This is a genomic window from Flavobacterium sp. LPB0248, from assembly GCF_013388355.1.
Classification (GTDB): domain Bacteria; phylum Bacteroidota; class Bacteroidia; order Flavobacteriales; family Flavobacteriaceae; genus Flavobacterium.
This window is the reverse complement of record NZ_CP058246.1, coordinates 3824969-3842634: the sequence shown is the minus strand read 5'-3', so window position 1 is coordinate 3842634 and position 17666 is coordinate 3824969. Positions and strand designations below refer to the sequence as shown.

The following is a 17666-nucleotide window of genomic DNA, read 5'->3' as shown; positions in this document are numbered from 1 at the left end:
ACTTTAAACTTTACAATCTTCGACTTATTTTTTATTCAAATTTAGTTATTTAGATCTGAATCGATAATCAATCTCTTTGTTAGGTAATGAAAACGAATATACAAACAAATCGCCGCTGCGGTTAAACCTGCCAAAAGTCCGATCCAAACCCCTTGCGCTTTCAATTCGGTATGTTCTCCTAAGTAGTACGAAATAGGAAAACCAATAACCCAATAAGCTACAAAAGTAATATACATTGGTACTTTTACATCTTGTAATCCGCGTAAAGCGCCTAAAACCACAACCTGAATTCCGTCAGAAATCTGGAAAATCGCTGCAATTAAAAGTAATTTTGAGGCAATTCCGATCACTTCTTCGTTATCTAAAACCTGTCCTGTATTTTCCATATTCAAGAAAATATAAGGCAGATAATCGTGGAAAATAATAAAGAAAATTGCAAAAATAGTTTCTAAGATTATAGCAAGCAGGAAAATAGAACGTGCTACAACAATTAGCTTTTTATAATCCATTAAACCTCTTTGATTGCTGACACGAACCATCGAAGTTACACTTAATCCCATGGCAAACATAAAAGTCATAGAAGCAAGGCTCAACGCAATCTGATTTGCTGCCTGACTTGTTTTTCCGATATTACCGCAAAGCCAAATAGACGCTGTAAACAAAACTACTTCAAAAAGCATTTGCATGGCAGAAGGAAATCCGATGCTTATAATCTTTTCTATTGTTGCCTTTTTTATTTCATTAAAACTGAAACCTTTAAAAAAGCGTTTTAGATCGTCTCTTCTTGAAAGCATAATATGCATGAACATTACCAAAAATATTCTCGAAATCACGGTACCAAGTGCTGCACCGATAATTCCCATTTTTGGAAAAATCCAGATTCCATAAATCAAAACATAATTAATTCCAACATGAAGCACATTTGCCATAACCATAGCATACATAGAATATTTGGTTAGTGACATTCCGTCTGCAAATTGCTTATAACCTTGGTACATTACCAAAGGAATCAATGAGAAAGCCACCCATCCTAGATACGGCTTTGCAAGCACAATAACATCTGCAGGCTGTTTTAGCAATTCCATGATTGGTTTGGCAAACATAATTACCGTAAAAAGAATTAATCCTAAAATAGTGCACAGAAATAAACCATGATGAAAAGCAGAGCGAATTTTAGTATCATTTTTCTCTGCATCACCTTCTGCAACGATTGGAGTTATTGCTGTAGAAAATCCAATTCCTAAAGACATTGCAATAAAAATCATACTGTTACCTAGCGAAACTGCTGCTAGTTCTGTACTTCCTATTTTTCCCACCATTATGTTATCGACAATACCAATTAAAGTATGTCCGACCATTCCTAAAATAACAGGATAAGCCAGTCTTAAATTATACGAAAACTCTTTGGTGTACTGCTTTAAATTCACTTGTATTCTTTTTTAGTCGGCAAAGATAATCAGAAGCTTGGAATTCTATCCAATTAATAAAAATATATGCCAATTTTAAGACAAAAATAAGCTCACCTCAATATTATGTAACGAAACCTGAAAATTGTATAACAAACTCCAAACGCCTCCCATATAATTTTACATTATAGAAATTTCAAAAATATAAGCCATGAAAAAATTACAGATGTTATGCCTAGCTGCTTTCACATTTTTATTTGCCAACAACACATTTGCTCAAGAGACAGAAGCAACAAATTACGACCAAGGTTTTAGATTAGGTTTTGGTTTAAATGGAGGATTGCCAACTGATAATGATTACGACTGGTCTCTTGGGGGAGATGTTCGTTTACAGTATGATCTTTCCAAAAAAACATCTTTGACCCTAACAACAGGTTTTACGAATCTATTTATGGGAAAAGACGATCTTGGAAATAACGTAAAAGATCTTGGATTTATTCCAGCCAAAGCAGGTTTTAAAGCTTTTGTTTTAAAAGATCAATTTTATGTATTAGGTGAAGTTGGTGCCGGTTTTGCTGTAACAAACGGTTACGATAAAACAACTTTTTTATGGGCTCCAGGAATTGGATATGCTAACAAATTTATCGACTTAAGTGTTCGTTATGAAGATTATCATGATTTTAGAACCAATCAGGTAGCATTGCGTGTTGCTTATGGTTTTAAACTATAAAAAATAGGTTTAATTTATTATTTTGTTTTTGGTAAAAACCCGACAGTCTCCACGTCTGTCGGGTTTTTTATTTTTTACCATTGGTCAAAACAGAAGTGCCATTAGTCAAATGATTTTTTAGGATTGATTTAGATCGCGGTAATTCGCAGAAAAATTAATCAAATCATGAACAAAACAGTTTTTTATCTCTCGCAGCTTTTTCTTTTTTTATTGGCTACTCTTGCTGCACGATCTCAATCAGGAATTTCAGGTGAATTTAAAGTCGATTACGTTCCTTTTTCTAAATATGTACGACCAATAGACAGTACAAAAACAGATGCCGAAAGCAATTTTAAAAGAGCCCAGATTGCTTTTGAAATACCGCTTTCTTTAAAAATGGACAAATACGATCATCCTAGACTTTGGTCTGTTATTGTAAATGGAAGTTATGCCAAAATGGAAAACAGAAACTACAATATTCAAGATCTTCCAGCAGAATTTCAAGGCGGATTTCCGAATGAATTACTAAACACTCAAATTGGTATTAAGCACATTCGATCTATTTCTTCTTCTTGGTCGTTATTTATCATGGCTTCGGTGGGTATTTATACAGACATGGTAGAGATTAATAAAGATGATGTCCTAATGCAAGGTGGAGTACTTTTTATTAAACAATTTAACCCGAATCTGGCTTTGGGCGTAGGACCAGTTTTAACCAATAGTTTTGGTGTGCCAATGGTACTTCCAGGAATATATTTTAACTGGGAATCCAGAGGAGCTCTGCATTTTAAAGTTGCTTTTCCTGAAGGTGTGGAATTAGGTTACCGCATGAATGATAATTTTGATTTAAAACTCGTCGGAGAATTAAGCGGTATGACGGCCGAAACCAAGATTGGAAATAAATCTTCGCTATTGGGTTATCAGCAAATTATTGCCGGTTTACGACCACAGCTTAAGTTTGGCGAACATTGGACTCTGGAACCAACCGCAGGAACGACGCTAGTTCGTAATTTCTCTACTACGAATAGAAAGATTAAGGATATTTTTAAAGAGAAAGATATAGCCGATCCAAGATTCACAACAACTTTTTACGGAGCATTAGCTCTAAAATGGAAATTCTAGAGCTACCTGCTTAATAAATTTTTATAAACTACCTCTTTCAGTAATGCTTCTCGGCGTGTTCTTGAAATGGGTAGTTCTTGTCCTTTTATAAATAATCGTCCGCCAGAAACAGAATCTATGTGGGTAATATTGACAAGAAAAGATTTATGGATTCTAAAGAAAATTTCTGCAGGAAGTGTTTCTTCTAATGAAATCATGGTTTGATGAATCACAAGAACCTTATCTTTAAAATGAAGTTTAGCATAATTCTGCATGCCTTCTATATATAAAATATCCACCCAAGAAATTTTCTGAAATCCTTCTTCCTGACGCACATATAAAAACGGATCTAATTGATTTTGCTTTGGAGAGCTAATCATCTGATGCCATTGCTTAGCTTTTAAAGAAGCTTGATAAAAACGTTGAAACGTAATAGGCTTTAATAAATAATCTACCACCTGCAAACGATATCCATCTAAAGCATGTTCTGAGTAGGCTGTTGTGAAAATTACCAAAGGCGGTTTTTCTAACGATTCCAGAAACTCCAATCCCGTAAGATATGGCATATTGATATCCAGAAACATCAAATCGATTTGCTTTTCTTGAAGGTAAGAAGTTGCTTCTAATGCTGAAGCGCAAGTACCGGCAACTTCTAGAAAATCAATTTTAGAAATAAAGTCTACGATTCCGTTTCTTGCGATAGGTTCATCGTCTATAACGAGGCATTTCATGCTCATAATATTGTTTTTGTTTCAGGTTTAATGTTTAATGTTTTTTTGTTTCCCGCAGATTTAGCAGATTTTTTTGAAATCCTTTTAATCTGATAATCTGTGGCAAAAAATTTAACCGCAAAGTTCACAAAGTAGCAGATAAAAAATTCGCGTTAATTCGCGCAATTAGTGGCGAAAAAAAATCATTTCAAATCTAAAGTCACAGTAACCGTAAAGTCAGAATCTGTTTTATTGATATTGAATTGATGTTTTTCTGGATATTGAATCGTCAGCCTTTTCTTTACATTTTCAAGTCCTAATCCTTGACTTTTAGACGGAATTTTATATTGCTCTGTATACGAATTTTCAATTCTAAAATTCAATTGTTTATTAATCTGTTCACAAGACAAATGCACAAATCCTTTTTGATTTGGAAGTCGGGAAACATATTTAAAAGCATTTTCGATCAAAGGAACCAAAAGCAATGGCACGATTTGAAGTTGTCCGTCTTCGATATTCCATTTGCTTTTCACTTCCAATTCATTTCCCCAGCGGGTTTCTTCAACAGCAATCAAATCCTTCAAATATTTAATTTCAAGATGCAAAGGCACATATTCTTTGTTGCATTCATACAATTGATAACGCAAAATATCTGAAAACTGAACCAATAAAACAGATGCCAATTGTACATTGCTCTGCATTAGAATATGAATATGATTTAGAACATTAAACATTAAATGTGGATTTATCTGATCCTGCAAAATTTTTATTTGCGCTTCAAGATGAACTTGCTGTAATTGCGCATGATTTCTTTCGATAACATTATGTTCCTGATAAAATCGAAGTCCGCAGGCAGTACCGCAAATTAAAATCGCTGACGGAATGTTACCGTAAAATCGCGACCATAAAAAATGAAGAGAATCTACATCTGCTTCTTCAGGATATGCTTTTCTTCTTATAACCGAATCTGAAAAAACAATATAAATCAATGACAGACAAAATGCCAAAAGCAGTACAACAACAACGCTTTGTACTGCAAACGAGCTCATTTTATTTTGTTTCAGCGCTTTGGGCAGTATAACATCACTTAAAATATGAGCTAAAACAGCAGAACAAATCAAAACTAAAATAGCCTGAATTGTAGCCGTCAAAAAATCGTAATCTTCGATCATCTGCGCCCAAATCGTGATACCTAATAAGCTCCAAAAAAAGACTAAAAACATCCAATGCCTGTTCTTATTGATTGCGATCATCTATAAATAATTTATTGAAAAAATTTAACTTCAAAAGTAATCCTATATTTTTTTAAACAAACCACAAAGAAGCCCAAACCGCAATTACTATCAAAATTAGTTTGACGAACTGCGTTTTTGTTTTGACCAATGGAATTTTAAAAAGCAATATAAAATAACCCCGACAGTTTTTTAAAACTTATCGGGGTCAAAAAATTATCTAATTGACTAATTATCTCAATTGCCCAATTACTTCTCCCCTAATTCTTTCTTATACAATTCAATATTTATTGCTGTTTTCTCGTCCAACTCTGGTTCTTTAATATCCGTATGTTTTTTCATTTCCTCCCATATAATTTTAGCTACAATATAACGAGACATTTCTTTGTCATCGGCAGGAATTATATACCATGGCGCATGTGGTGTAGAGGTTTTGTTTATTGCCTCTTCATAATACTTCATATACTCGTCCCAATAACCGCGTTCTTTCAAATCACCTGGCGAAAATTTCCAATTGTGTTTTTCTTCTTCCAAACGGCGCAACAAACGCTGACGCTGTTCTTCTTTGCTCAAGTGCAAATAGAATTTCATTACAATTGTTCCGTTTTGAGTAATATGTCTTTCAAAATTATTAATCTGTTCAATTCTATTTTTCCAAAAATCGGGCGTAATGTCATCAACAGAATTAATGTCTGGAAGGTTTTCAGCCAGAACATATTCTGGGTGTACACGTGTGACCAAAACATTTTCGTAATGTGTTCTATTAAAAATTGCAAACTTTCCTTTTTCTGGAAGCGCAATATAATGGCGCCATAAATAATCGTGTTCCAATTCTGCCGAATTTGGCGTTTTAAAACTATGGACCACTACTCCACGCGGATTAAATTCTTTAAAAACTTCACGAATCAAACTGTCTTTTCCAGAAGTATCCATTCCTTGCAGGCAGATTAAAACTGCATATTTATTGTGCGCATACATTACGTCTTGCAAATCACTCAATTTAGCTTGAACTTTATCTAGTTTCTCTTCTTTTTCATCGTCATCTGCTTTTACATTCAAAACAGTCGGAATTTCTTTGAGCTTTATTTTATCTACAACTTTAAAATCTTTCGGATCTATTGATTTCATATCTTTTCCTTTTTTGTCTTATAAATATAGTATTTTTACGAAGCATATTCCTGCTATTCATTGCAATACTTTTCAATAAATTGCTTTTTTCCAAAGCCATAACAAGAGCTTCCTTCGGTCGCTTTGTTCTGTCAGGAAAAAAATGCAATTTCTTTTCAAAGTATTTCCATTACTATCAGGGCTAGGCACTTATTTTCAAAACAACATTCATGGAAAAATTTACATTAGAAATATTATTTCAAATTATCGGAATCGGCTCGGCATCGGGATTATTTTACAATAACGATGCACTTTATGTAATTGGCGATAACAGCGGATTCTTATACGAATACAATATGCAAAATCAGCAACTGAATCAGCATGCTTTGATTGACAATCCAACACAGAATATTCCGAAAAACTTAAAACCCGATTTTGAATCGCTTACACATCATAATGATACGCTTTATGTTTTTGGTTCTGGTTCAACCGAAAACCGAAACAAAATGATTGAGTTTGATATGAAATCAAAAACCGTTTTACAAAAGAACAATTTAGTCGATTTGTATGTGGTGATGCAGAATTTCGGAGAAATAAAACCTCAAGATTTTAATCTAGAAGGAGCTATTTTCGACGGAGAAAACTGGTATTTATTCAATCGCGGAAATGGCATTTCTAACAAAAACACGATTTTTACCATTCACGCCAAAAATCTAGGAGAAGAATTTGCCTTGATTTCTGTTAATTACAAATTACCAAAAATAAAAGGCGTTCGTTCCAGTTTTACCGATGCTATTTTGGTAGATGATAAAATCTATTTCCTTTCAACAGCCGAAGACACAAAATCTACTTATGATGACGGAGAAATCTTAGGAAGTTTCATTGGAAGAATAGACGTTAAAACGATGAAAATAGATTTCACTCAAAAAATCACCTCAACCAACAAATTTGAAGGTTTAACTTTTTATAAAAAAGAAAATAACAAAATCGAGTTTTTGCTTTGCGAAGATAATGATACAGAAGTTTTAGAAACTAAAATTTATAAATTGACATTGCCTATAAAATAAACTTTGTGAATCTCTGTGTAGCGTTGTGAATCTTTGCGAAAGAATTATTACACAGAGATTCGCAGAGTTTTTTCGCAGAGAAACACAAAGTATTTTAATTACGTTTCTACAATAAAACCTTTGTGAATCTCCGTGCAGCTTTGTGAATCTTTGCGAAAGAATTATTACACAGAGATTCGCAGAGTTTTTTCGCAGAGAAACACAAAGTATTTTGATTACGTTTCTACCATAAAACCTTTGCAACTTTGAATCTTTGCAACTCTGAACCTTAAAAAAGATTTTTTTTTCACCCCCATCCCAACCTTTTTATCTTTTTATCTCTCTATGTAAGAAAGACAACAATTGTGATAAACGAAACTCAAATAGCAAATTGTAAAAAAATGCATCGCGATGCCCAGCGTCAGGTGTACGAATACATGGCGCCAAAGCTGTACCGCCTTTGCAAAAGATATTTAAAAAAGGAGGAAGAGATAGAAGAAGCTTTGGCAGATTCTTTCTTTACTATTTTCACCAAACTTGATCAGTTAAAAGAAGCGTATGCTTTTGAAGCTTGGGCTAGAAGAATAACTGTAAATCATTGTTTGGCAACCATCAGAAAAGCAACCAACTTTAATATGTATCTCGACGACGTAAAGCTGATTTCTCAGCCTTCTGTTGACGAACTAAATACTTTAGAAGAAGAAGATTTACTTAATTTATTAAACCACATTCCAGACGGCTGTAAAACGGTGTTTAACCTTTTTGTTATTGAAGGTTTCTCCCATAAAGAAATAGCCGAAATGCTAAAGATTTCTGAAGGCACATCAAAATCACAATTGAATGCCGCTAAGACCAAACTGAAAGAACTGGTTAATAAATTGTATTATCAAAAAGCAAAATAGTCATGGACAATCAAGATAAATTATTCGATAAAATAAAAGAAGCTTCGCAAAAAGCCGAGTTTCAAGACTTTCCAGGAATGGAAAAAGTCTGGTCGCGCGTAGAAGAAAAACTGGACAAAAAAGAAGATAAAAAAACAATTGCTTTATGGAAAAAAATTGCTGTTGCCGCTTCTCTTCTATTATTGCTTTCTTTAGGATTTCAGTTTTTACATTCTAATAAAGAAACTGTAAATGAAACTCCAAAAGTTGTTCTGGAAGAAAAAGCAATAGAACAGCCTAAAACTAAAGAACCAATTGTTAATCAAAATAGTACAACTCCTTCTAAAATAGTTTCAAGCGAAGAAGCGGTTAAAATTTTAGAAAATCAAACTAAAAGCAAAGATCGAGTTGCTGTTCAAGAAGTAACATCACCTCAAGCAAGACCAGTTTTGTCTGCACCAGCTTCTAATATTGCATCAGAAGCTGTTGTTTCTGCAAATGAACCTCTAAGAAGCGAATCTTATGATGAAGAAAATAACATCGTTTCAAAAAAAGAAGTAACTCCAGAAATGGGGTATTCAAGTTATCCCCAAAGAGAATCTGCAAGAGTTGCTTACTCTGCCGCGCCAGCACAAAAAGCAAAAAAAAGCAGTCCTCTGGTAGTTTTAAACGGAAATGCACTAGCGCACAGCGACGATGTAAAAAAAGATAAAATGATTCAAAACGAACTTCCGAATCTACAGCCAGAAAATTTAGATTCGCTTGTAGTTCTTGACGAACCTTTATACATCATTGACGGAATTTATTATTCAGAAAATGATTTATTTGGCAAAAATCCAACAAGTCCGTATGCTCCTTTAGACAAACAAGACATTAAAACCATAACGATTTTACAAGACCTTGAAGCGACGGAAAAATATGGCGAAAAAGGCAAAAAAGGAGTTGTTATAATTACTACTAAAAACGGAAAACCAGCTCCGAAAAAATAAGCAGGTCACAACAGAACTTTGTCAAAGTTTGAAACTTTGACAAAGTTAAATCTCAACATTAATTCTTAAAACTTATTATCATGAAAAGTCTAAAACTTATTTCATCAGCCATTGCTATGCTTATATGTTTCGTAACCATGGCACAAGAAAGAACGATTTCTGGAATCGTATCAGACGAAAATAAACAACCGCTTCCAGGCGTAACTATTTTCAATCAGACCTCAAAAACTAGTGTTTACACAAATTTTGATGGCCAATACAGTATTCAAGCCAAAACTGGCGACATGTTGGTTTTTACTTTCATTGGATACAAAAACCAAAGCCAAAAGGTTCAAAATTCAAATATTATCAATATAAAACTTCTTCCAGATAATCAGACATTAAACGAAGTTGTAGTTGTTGGCTACGGAACTTCAAGTTCTGAATATGAAGACCGAAGTTATGCTCGTGCCGAAAAAAGAAGAGAGAAAAAAGATGCTGCGCAGGCACTTAAAGGAAAAATGGCAGGAATTCAAGTTGCAAGCAATGCCCTTTATATGCCAAGCCCAACTGTTGCTATTCGCGGAAATGCACCACTTTCTCCAAAAAATGAACCCATGTATATTATTGATGGAGTTCCTGCAAAAGCCAATCAAATGGCAAAAATAAATCCAAATGATATTGATAATGTTTCGGTTTTAAAAGACCAAGCAGCAACTTCGATTTATGGAAACAAAGCGTCAAATGGCGTTGTAGTAATTTCAACCAAAAATGAAATGTATAAAAATCTTTCGGAAAAAGAATTGGACAAAAAATTAAATATAATGCCAATTCCAGCTGAACCAACTCAGGAAGATTATGACACTTTTGTAGAAAATGCCTTCGAAAGTCCTAAAACAGCACCACTTTCTACCTTTTCTATAGATGTTGACAATGCTTCGTATACGAATATTAGACGTTTTTTAAACAACGGACAACAAGTTCCGAAGGACGCAGTTCGTGTAGAAGAAATGGTTAATTTCTTTAAATATACATATCCGCAACCAAAAAATGAACATCCGTTTTCTATCAATACAGAAGTGAGCGATTCACCTTGGAACAAAAACAATAAAATCTTAAAAATTGGTTTGCAAGGAAAAAATATTTCAACCAACGATTTACCTGCTTCGAACCTTGTTTTCTTGATTGATGTTTCGGGTTCAATGAGCGACATGAACAAATTACCATTATTAAAACAATCTTTAAAAATATTGGTGAACGAATTACGCGTAAAAGATAAAGTTGCCATTGTAGTTTATGCTGGCGCTGCAGGAATGGTTTTACCGCCAACTTCTGGTGATGAGAAAAAAACAATCATCGACGCTTTGGACAAATTACAATCTGGAGGAAGTACAGCTGGAGGAGCAGGAATTGAACTGGCTTATAAAACGGCAACTGAAAATTTCATTAAAGGCGGAAACAATCGTGTAATTCTAGCAACTGATGGAGATTTTAACGTTGGAAGTTCTTCTAATTCTGACATGGAAAAACTAATCGAAGAAAAAAGAAAAACAGGCGTTTTCTTAACTTGTTTGGGTTACGGAATGGGAAATTACAAAGACAGTAAAATGGAAATTCTTGCCGATAAAGGAAACGGAAACTATGCTTATATCGACAACATTCAAGAAGCTAATCGTTTTTTAGGAAAAGAGTTTAAAGGTTCGATGTTTGCTATCGCGAAAGATGTGAAGATTCAGATTGAATTCAATCCAAAACAAGTTCAAGCGTATCGCTTAATTGGTTATGAAAATAGAAAATTGCGTCCAGAAGATTTTAAAAATGATGCGATTGATGCTGGCGAATTAGGAAGCAATCATACCGTAACAGCGTTGTATGAAATTATTCCTGCGGGTATAAAAAGCGATTATTTGACCGCACAAGCAGATGATTTGAAATACACCAAAACCGAAACCAACTCTGCAAATTATAGTAATGAATTGGCAACTATAAAATTCCGTTACAAAAAACCTGACGGTGAAAAAAGCATCGAAATGGTTCAGGTAATTGAGAACAAATCGGTTCCTTTGGAAAAAGCGAGTGACGATATGAAATTTAGTTCTGCCGTAGCTTGGTTTGGATTAAAATTGAGAGATTCAAAATTAATTGCTGATAAATCTTCTGAAGAAATTGTAAAACTGGCAAAGCAAGGAAATTCAAATGATGAAGAAGGTTATAAAGCTGAGTTTATTCGTCTAGTGGAAACTTCTAAACAGTATAATTAATAAATATTGTATTACATTTGCGACTTTATTTTCATAACTTATTTTACACACATGAATCCTATTTTAAGCCAAAATTTATTTTTAGTAAAAGAACATATTGGAATGTTCAAAGCCGCAAACAATTACGATATATATCATCCAGAAAACAATCAAATCATCATGAACTGCCGAGAAAACAATCTTGGTTTTTTCACTAAAGTTTTTCGATTTACAGATTATAAAAGAGCTACTCCATTTAATGTTGAAATTACAACTGCTTCTGGCGATAAATTAATCACAGTAAGAAGAGGTGTTGCCATCTTTAGATCGACTGTTGAAGTATTGGACGAAAAAGATCGTTTGGTTGGAACTTTCAAACAAAAATTCTTTTCTATTGGAGGAAAGTTTGATATTCTGGATAAAAACGAAAAACCAGTTGCAACACTTCAAGGAAAATGGACCGGTTGGGATTTTAAATTCTCTCATGAAGGCAGACAATTGGCTCAAGTAAATAAAAAATGGGCTGGATTAGGAAAAGAGTTTTTTACAAGTGCTGATAATTATGTTCTTCAGATTGAAGATACAGTTGCTTCCGATAGTCCGTTGAGACAATTGATTTTAGGAGCTGTAATGTGTATTGACATGGTTCTGAAAGAATAGCAAAAAGTTGTTAAACTTAGATTAAGAATACCTTTTAAAGCATCATTTTAGTTTTCAAAACCTTATTTTTGTAAGACTTAAAATGATGCTTTCTGCATTTCTAAAAACACAATCATGACCGACTTAAAAAATAAAAACGCCTTTATTACAGGCGCAGGAAAAGGAATAGGAAAAGCTGTGGCAATTGCTTTAGCAAAAGAAGGTGTAAACCTGATTTTGGTTTCAAGAACTCAAAAAGATATTGATGAGCTGGCTGCAGAAGCTGCTAAACTTGGCGTAAAAACTTTGGCTTTGTCTGCAGATGTTTCTGATATTAGTTCTATAAATGCTGCTGCTGAAAAAGCAATCGCAGAATTTAAACACATCGATATTTTAATCAATAGCGCAGGAATTGCTTCTTTTGGAAAATTCTTAGAATTAGAGCCAGAAGCTTGGGAAAGAATTATTCAGGTGAATTTAATGGGAACGTATTACACAACACGTGCAATAATTCCAAACATGATCGAAAGACAAACTGGAGATATTATTAACATTTCATCTACTGCTGGATTAAACGGAAACGCTCTAACAAGTGCTTACAGTGCTTCTAAATTTGCTGTTTTAGGTTTAACTGATTCTCTAATGCAGGAAATGAGAAAACACAATATTCGTGTTACGGCTTTAACGCCAAGTACAGTTGCAACTGACATGGCAAAAGATCTAAATCTGACTGACGGAAATCCTGAAAAAGTAATGCAATCTGAAGATATGGCAGATTTAATTATTGCTCAGTTAAAATTAAACCGAAGAGTATTTATCAAAAACAGCAGTATTTGGTCTACTAATCCTTAAAAGTAATCGTATAAACTTTGTCAAAGTTTAAATCACAAAAAGACATTAAATGGAACAATATTTAAGACAATTGGTCGAAATAGAATTTCAAGACAAGAAAGAAATCTTCAGCGGTTTTTTAATTGATTACTCTGATGATTGGATTTTGCTTCGAAATAATCCAGTAGATTTTGTTTTGGATGGTTTTGTTATTTTAAGAAATAAAAACATTGAAGCTGTAAATAGAGATCATGATCTGGCCTTTACAGAAAAAGTAATTCGCTTGAAAGGTTTAAAAATCAATTCTGATGATATTATCCCGATTAAAGATTTAGCTTCAATTATAAATTATGTTTCTAAGAAATACGGGATTTTTCAAATCGCTAAAAAATCATCTAAATCTGCTTATCTAGGAAAACTACTAAAATTGAATGACGAAGAGTTGACAATTGATTTTCTAGACACACGCGGTCAGTTTGGAGGAGAATTAGGTTTTAATCCCGAAAAAATTCGAGTTATAGAATTTGATACCGATTATATTAATTCTTTGAAATTGGTTGTTCAGGAAAATGAGTAATTTATAAAAAATGAAAAGCCTCTAATAAGAGGCTTTTTTTGTCATTCCGAGGAACGAGGAATCACACTAGTAATTCCGTATGCTATAATTGTCAATCTTTGTCGAGTTTCGAGTGTGATTCCTCGTTCCTCGGAATGACAAATACTTTGAATTTATTTTTTAAGCTTCCGCCAGTTTATTCAAAAACTCCAAACGTACACTTCCGTCTTCGTCTATTTTAGTTAAATTGATTTCTTGCAGAGTATTTACCAATTCTGGATTCCAAGGTGTTTTTACTTTCACGTAGTTTTCTGTAAATCCGTGAATGTATCCTTCTTTATTTTCGCTTTCAAAAAGTACCGTTCTGTTTGTTCCTAACTGGCTTTCGTAAAATGCACGGCGTTTTTTAACTGACAATCCACGAAGCATTTTACTGCGTTTTGCTCTCACATTAGAAGGAACAACTCCTGGCATATCTACCGCTTCTGTATTATCTCTTTCTGAGTATGTAAATACGTGTAAATACGAAATATCCAATTCGTTTAAGAAATGATAGGTTTCTAAAAAGTGTTCATCTGTTTCTCCAGGGAAACCAACAATAACATCAACACCAATACAGGCATGAGGCATTACTTCGCGAATTTTATTGACACGGTCAATATAGACTTCACGTAAATAACGGCGTTTCATTAATTTTAAAATATCATTGCTTCCTGATTGCAATGGAATATGAAAATGCGGAACAAAAGTGCGACTTTTCGATACGAATTCAATTGTTTCATTTTTCAATAGATTCGGTTCGATAGATGAAATTCTCAAACGTTCGATTCCTTCTACTTTATCTAAAGCTTGTACTAGATCCAGAAAAGTATGTTCGTGTTTTTTGTTTCCGAACTCCCCTTTTCCGTAATCACCAATATTTACACCTGTTAAAACAATTTCGCGGATGTTTTGAGCCGAAATTTCTTTGGCATTTTTCAATACATTTTCTAAAGCATCACTTCTAGAAATTCCACGAGCCAACGGAATGGTACAATACGTGCATTTATAATCACAACCGTCTTGAACTTTTAAGAATGCTCTGGTACGATCTCCAATAGAATAACTACCTACATAGAAATCGGCTTCGGCAATTTCGCATGAGTGAACTTCACCCATATCGTTTTTACTCAAATCATGAATATAGTCCGTGATTTTGAATTTTTCTGTTGCACCCAAAACCAAATCAACACCATCAACTGCGGCTAATTCTTCTGGCTTTAATTGTGCATAACAGCCAACAGCAGCAACAAAAGCTTTTTCGTTCAGCTTCATTGCTTTCTTAACTACCTGCTTAAACTGCTTATCTGCATTTTCTGTTACAGAGCAAGTATTAATGACATAAATATCTGCTATTTCTTCAAAATCGACGCGGTCAAAACCTTCGTCATTAAAATTTCTGGCAATTGTAGAAGTCTCTGAAAAATTCAGTTTACAACCCAGTGTATAAAAGGCAACTTTTTTTCTATTTTCCATAATCTTTCTTAAATTAATGAAATCGTTGTCAAAAAATTTAAGGCTGCAAATTTACAAACAATATTCTTTAAAAGAAAGCGATTAATTTACTTCGAATCAATAATTTGCATTCATGTTAATTTAGAAACATTCAAAAAAAGCTTTTATTTCTGTTTTATTTTCGCCAAAACTCCTTTCTACAAAGTCCCTTTTAGCAATTCAATAAGAATAAAAAGACAAAATAATCGATTAAATGCAAATTTCACCGATTAAATACATTTTTTATTGGATTAAATTCAAAATTTCTTACATTTACTTTTGCTATGCTTGAGCCGTTAAATAAATTCACATTTAAGAATTTTAACACGCTTTAATTAATTTAATAATAATTCGAGCATAACAATTTTGAATTTTACTCGTTATGTTGTTGTTTTGTGTTACAAAATGAAATGGGAAAGCCGAAAACCAAAGAGAGTAGGCAAAATTATAATAACAAATACACGCTTTATGAAAGCATTTTTACCCACGATCTGCTTGATGTTCTTAACCATTTTTAGTTCGCAAGCGCAAACTAATGCTCCCGCTGCAAATGCAAATCCATTTCCTTCTATTAGCACATTAACAGCTTGGGCAAGCTTAAACTCTCAGCAGCAATTTGACGTTGCTATTCGTGCAGTTGGGTTTAAGTTTGAAGTTAAAGAACCAGGTGAAGGATCTACAGCTTATACCTACATTCGTAAAGTAACTGTTAACGAAGTAAATTATACAGATAGAATTGTATACAGAATTACCAATAACAATTCTGCAAGTATTATTTCGTTAGTAACTGCTTCTACTGATTTAGTTAGTTTATACACACCACAATTGGCAAGCTTTAAAAACAACAATTGTAAAACAGAAATGTCTAAAGACAAAAACACAACTTGCAGCTGTTACGAAAGTGCAAATTTTGCAATCGATCTTTGCGATGAGCGTGTAAAATTAACCATGGGTGACGGAAATAAATATTTTGTTTCTGTAGCTAAAAAATAATTATAACTCTGATTTGTTTCCAAATCTTTACTGACTTTTAAGTATGTAAAGATTTGGAATGCATCTCTTAGTTTGAGTTTGGATTTTTAAGTTCGTACCAAACTTCTAATTCTTCCTGATATTCGAAAGAATTCACAAAATGGAAACCTAATTTTTCTAAAATCTTTCTTGAGTTTTCGTTTCCTGCATCTGCAAAAGCATAAAGCACTTCTACTTTCATTTCGTCAAAAGCATAATCAATAAAAGCTTTTCCCGCTTCGGTTGCATAACCTTTTCCCCAATGCTTTTCTATAAAGCGATATCCTAACTCATAAAAGTTTTTGTGGTTATTGATTTCGTCTGTAATAAATTTAATTCCAGACCAGCCAATAAATTCGTTGGTTTCTTTCAAAACAACGGCCCAACGGCCAGCTCCAAGATCTTTGTATTGTTTTTGAACAAACTTGATATATTCAACACTTTCTTCAATATGTTTTACAGGCCTGTTGCCAACAAATAAATGAACATTCGGATTCGAATCCAATTCAAACATTCCTTCTGCATCAGAAAGTTCAAGTTCCCGTAAAATTAGACGTTCCGTTTCAATTGGATTTTTCATTTTAGTTTAATTTAAAATATAACGTGTTACAACCTCTGCAACACCATCATCATTATTTGAAGCCACAATTAAATCGGCTTTATCACGCAATTCTGGTGTCACATTATCAACCCAAACTCCTAAACCTGCATATTCTATCATTGTTAAGTCATTTCCTGCGTTTCCAACTGCAATAATTTCACTTTGATGAATTCCTAGCTTTTCAGCTAAAAGTTTCAAGCTCGCCGCTTTATCAATGCCTTGCTGAGCTGCTTCTAAGAAAAATGGTTTAGACATCGAAACACTTAAATGTGGCATTGCCTCCATTAAATCTTTTTCTAAGGTTTTTAAATAAGTTGGATCTTGCAACAAAATACATTTAACTGCTGGTCTGTCTACATAATCTTTAAAGCTTGAAACTTTATGATGCGCCATTCCAGTAATTTCTTTTTCGACCTCAATAAACTCTGAATCTGTTTCGCTGATAATCTCATCATCCAAATACGTGATAATGTGCGCATTTTTCTTCACACTATAATCGTAAAGCGCGTGAATTTGTTCTACAGTTAATTTCTGTTCAAACAAAACCAAATCGTCTTTAACACGGCTAATTATTGCTCCATTAAACGAAATCATATAAGAATCGTTTAAATCCATCTCAAGCTCTTTCGCATAAGCTGTCATTGCCGAAGTCGGTCTTCCAGAAGCCAAAACAACATAAACGCCTTTTGCTTGTGCTTCTAATATTACTTTTTTATTTAAATTTGAAATTCTATGATCGTCTGTCAACAAGGTGTCATCCATGTCGAGCACTAACATTTTGTATTGCATATTTTTGGGAGTTTTCAGTTGAAGTCACAGTTTTCAGTATCTAACTGTAAACTGTGAATGCAAACTGTGACTTATTAAAGGCTCATTCTAAATTCTTCTATAACTGGATTTGCTTTTGCAAAATCGGTTTCCTGAATAAAAACCTCAACAGCCAAATCAGTCTGGCCAAAACCTCCTAAACGAGCCGATTGAATATTATCTTTTTTTACTGTTTCTACTCCAGCTTCTTCTAATCTTTCCTGCAAAGCAATTGCTAATACTTCACTTCCTGAAAATACTTTCATTAATCCCATAGCGTTTTATTTT

Annotated in this window: 18 protein-coding genes; 10 read left to right on the top strand and 8 right to left on the bottom strand. The window is 33.6% G+C overall.

Annotated elements, in window-relative coordinates; all coding sequences use genetic code 11:
• Positions 1-41: 41 nt before the first annotated feature.
• Positions 42-1427 (bottom strand): MATE family efflux transporter, encoded by a 1386-nt coding sequence (locus LPB248_RS16405; protein ID WP_177212373.1) that lies wholly within the window; start codon positions 1425-1427, stop codon positions 42-44.
• Positions 1428-1617: 190 nt separating this feature from the next.
• Here LPB248_RS16405 and LPB248_RS16400 point away from each other — a divergent pair, with 190 nt between their 5' ends.
• On the top strand, positions 1618-2136 hold the full coding sequence (locus LPB248_RS16400) for a hypothetical protein (RefSeq protein WP_177212372.1): 519 nt from the start codon (positions 1618-1620) through the stop codon (positions 2134-2136).
• A gap of 165 nt (positions 2137-2301) precedes the next feature.
• Positions 2302-3237, top strand: a complete 936-nt coding sequence (locus tag LPB248_RS16395; RefSeq protein WP_177212371.1) for a DUF6268 family outer membrane beta-barrel protein — start codon at positions 2302-2304, stop codon at positions 3235-3237.
• Between the two features lie 2 nt (positions 3238-3239).
• Here LPB248_RS16395 and LPB248_RS16390 read toward each other — a convergent pair whose 3' ends face one another.
• The 3 genes from LPB248_RS16390 to LPB248_RS16380 all read right to left on the bottom strand — a co-directional run bounded on the left by LPB248_RS16390 (position 3240) and on the right by LPB248_RS16380 (position 6286).
• Positions 3240-3953, bottom strand: coding sequence for a LytR/AlgR family response regulator transcription factor (locus LPB248_RS16390; RefSeq protein WP_177212370.1), 714 nt, complete (start codon positions 3951-3953; stop codon positions 3240-3242).
• A 176-nt stretch (positions 3954-4129) separates the two neighbouring features.
• The gene (locus LPB248_RS16385) at positions 4130-5179 is read right to left on the bottom strand and encodes a sensor histidine kinase (RefSeq protein ID WP_177212369.1); all 1050 of its coding nucleotides are present in this window, start codon (positions 5177-5179) and stop codon (positions 4130-4132) included.
• A gap of 228 nt (positions 5180-5407) precedes the next feature.
• On the bottom strand, positions 5408-6286 hold the full coding sequence (locus LPB248_RS16380; RefSeq protein ID WP_177212368.1) for a PPK2 family polyphosphate kinase: 879 nt from the start codon (positions 6284-6286) through the stop codon (positions 5408-5410).
• Positions 6287-6495: 209 nt separating this feature from the next.
• On the opposite strand from LPB248_RS16380, the gene LPB248_RS16375 reads away from it, so the two are divergent.
• From LPB248_RS16375 to LPB248_RS16345, 7 genes are all read left to right on the top strand, one after another.
• The gene (locus LPB248_RS16375) at positions 6496-7332 is read left to right on the top strand and encodes a DUF6929 family protein (RefSeq protein ID WP_177212367.1); all 837 of its coding nucleotides are present in this window, start codon (positions 6496-6498) and stop codon (positions 7330-7332) included.
• Between the two features lie 380 nt (positions 7333-7712).
• The gene (locus tag LPB248_RS16370; protein ID WP_111289274.1) at positions 7713-8213 is read left to right on the top strand and encodes an RNA polymerase sigma factor; all 501 of its coding nucleotides are present in this window, start codon (positions 7713-7715) and stop codon (positions 8211-8213) included.
• 2 nt (positions 8214-8215) lie between these two features.
• Complete coding sequence (locus LPB248_RS16365) at positions 8216-9181, top strand: hypothetical protein (RefSeq protein ID WP_177212366.1); 966 nt, start codon at positions 8216-8218, stop codon at positions 9179-9181.
• Between the two features lie 80 nt (positions 9182-9261).
• On the top strand, positions 9262-11421 hold the full coding sequence (locus LPB248_RS16360) for a vWA domain-containing protein (protein WP_177212365.1): 2160 nt from the start codon (positions 9262-9264) through the stop codon (positions 11419-11421).
• A 51-nt stretch (positions 11422-11472) separates the two neighbouring features.
• Positions 11473-12060: a phospholipid scramblase-related protein gene (locus LPB248_RS16355; RefSeq protein ID WP_177212364.1), complete on the top strand. Its 588-nt coding sequence runs from the start codon at positions 11473-11475 to the stop codon at positions 12058-12060.
• 114 nt (positions 12061-12174) lie between these two features.
• Entirely contained in the window at positions 12175-12891 is a 717-nt protein-coding gene (locus LPB248_RS16350; RefSeq protein WP_177212363.1) for a 3-ketoacyl-ACP reductase, read from the top strand.
• Between the two features lie 49 nt (positions 12892-12940).
• A complete protein-coding gene (locus tag LPB248_RS16345) occupies positions 12941-13447 on the top strand; it encodes a hypothetical protein (RefSeq protein ID WP_177212362.1) in 507 nt (168 codons plus the stop codon).
• 159 nt (positions 13448-13606) lie between these two features.
• Here LPB248_RS16345 and mtaB read toward each other — a convergent pair whose 3' ends face one another.
• Entirely contained in the window at positions 13607-14941 is a 1335-nt protein-coding gene (gene mtaB, locus LPB248_RS16340) for a tRNA (N(6)-L-threonylcarbamoyladenosine(37)-C(2))-methylthiotransferase MtaB (RefSeq protein WP_177212361.1), read from the bottom strand.
• 486 nt (positions 14942-15427) lie between these two features.
• Here mtaB and LPB248_RS16335 point away from each other — a divergent pair, with 486 nt between their 5' ends.
• Entirely contained in the window at positions 15428-15952 is a 525-nt protein-coding gene (locus LPB248_RS16335) for a hypothetical protein (protein ID WP_177212360.1), read from the top strand.
• Between the two features lie 67 nt (positions 15953-16019).
• On the opposite strand, the gene LPB248_RS16330 is transcribed toward LPB248_RS16335, so the two are convergent.
• From LPB248_RS16330 to LPB248_RS16320, 3 genes are all read right to left on the bottom strand, one after another.
• A complete protein-coding gene (locus LPB248_RS16330; protein ID WP_177212359.1) occupies positions 16020-16550 on the bottom strand; it encodes a GNAT family N-acetyltransferase in 531 nt (176 codons plus the stop codon).
• 6 nt (positions 16551-16556) lie between these two features.
• Entirely contained in the window at positions 16557-17360 is an 804-nt protein-coding gene (locus tag LPB248_RS16325; RefSeq protein ID WP_177212358.1) for a Cof-type HAD-IIB family hydrolase, read from the bottom strand.
• Positions 17361-17434: 74 nt separating this feature from the next.
• Complete coding sequence (locus LPB248_RS16320) at positions 17435-17653, bottom strand: putative signal transducing protein (RefSeq protein WP_091133675.1); 219 nt, start codon at positions 17651-17653, stop codon at positions 17435-17437.
• Between the last annotated feature and the right edge of the window lie 13 nt (positions 17654-17666).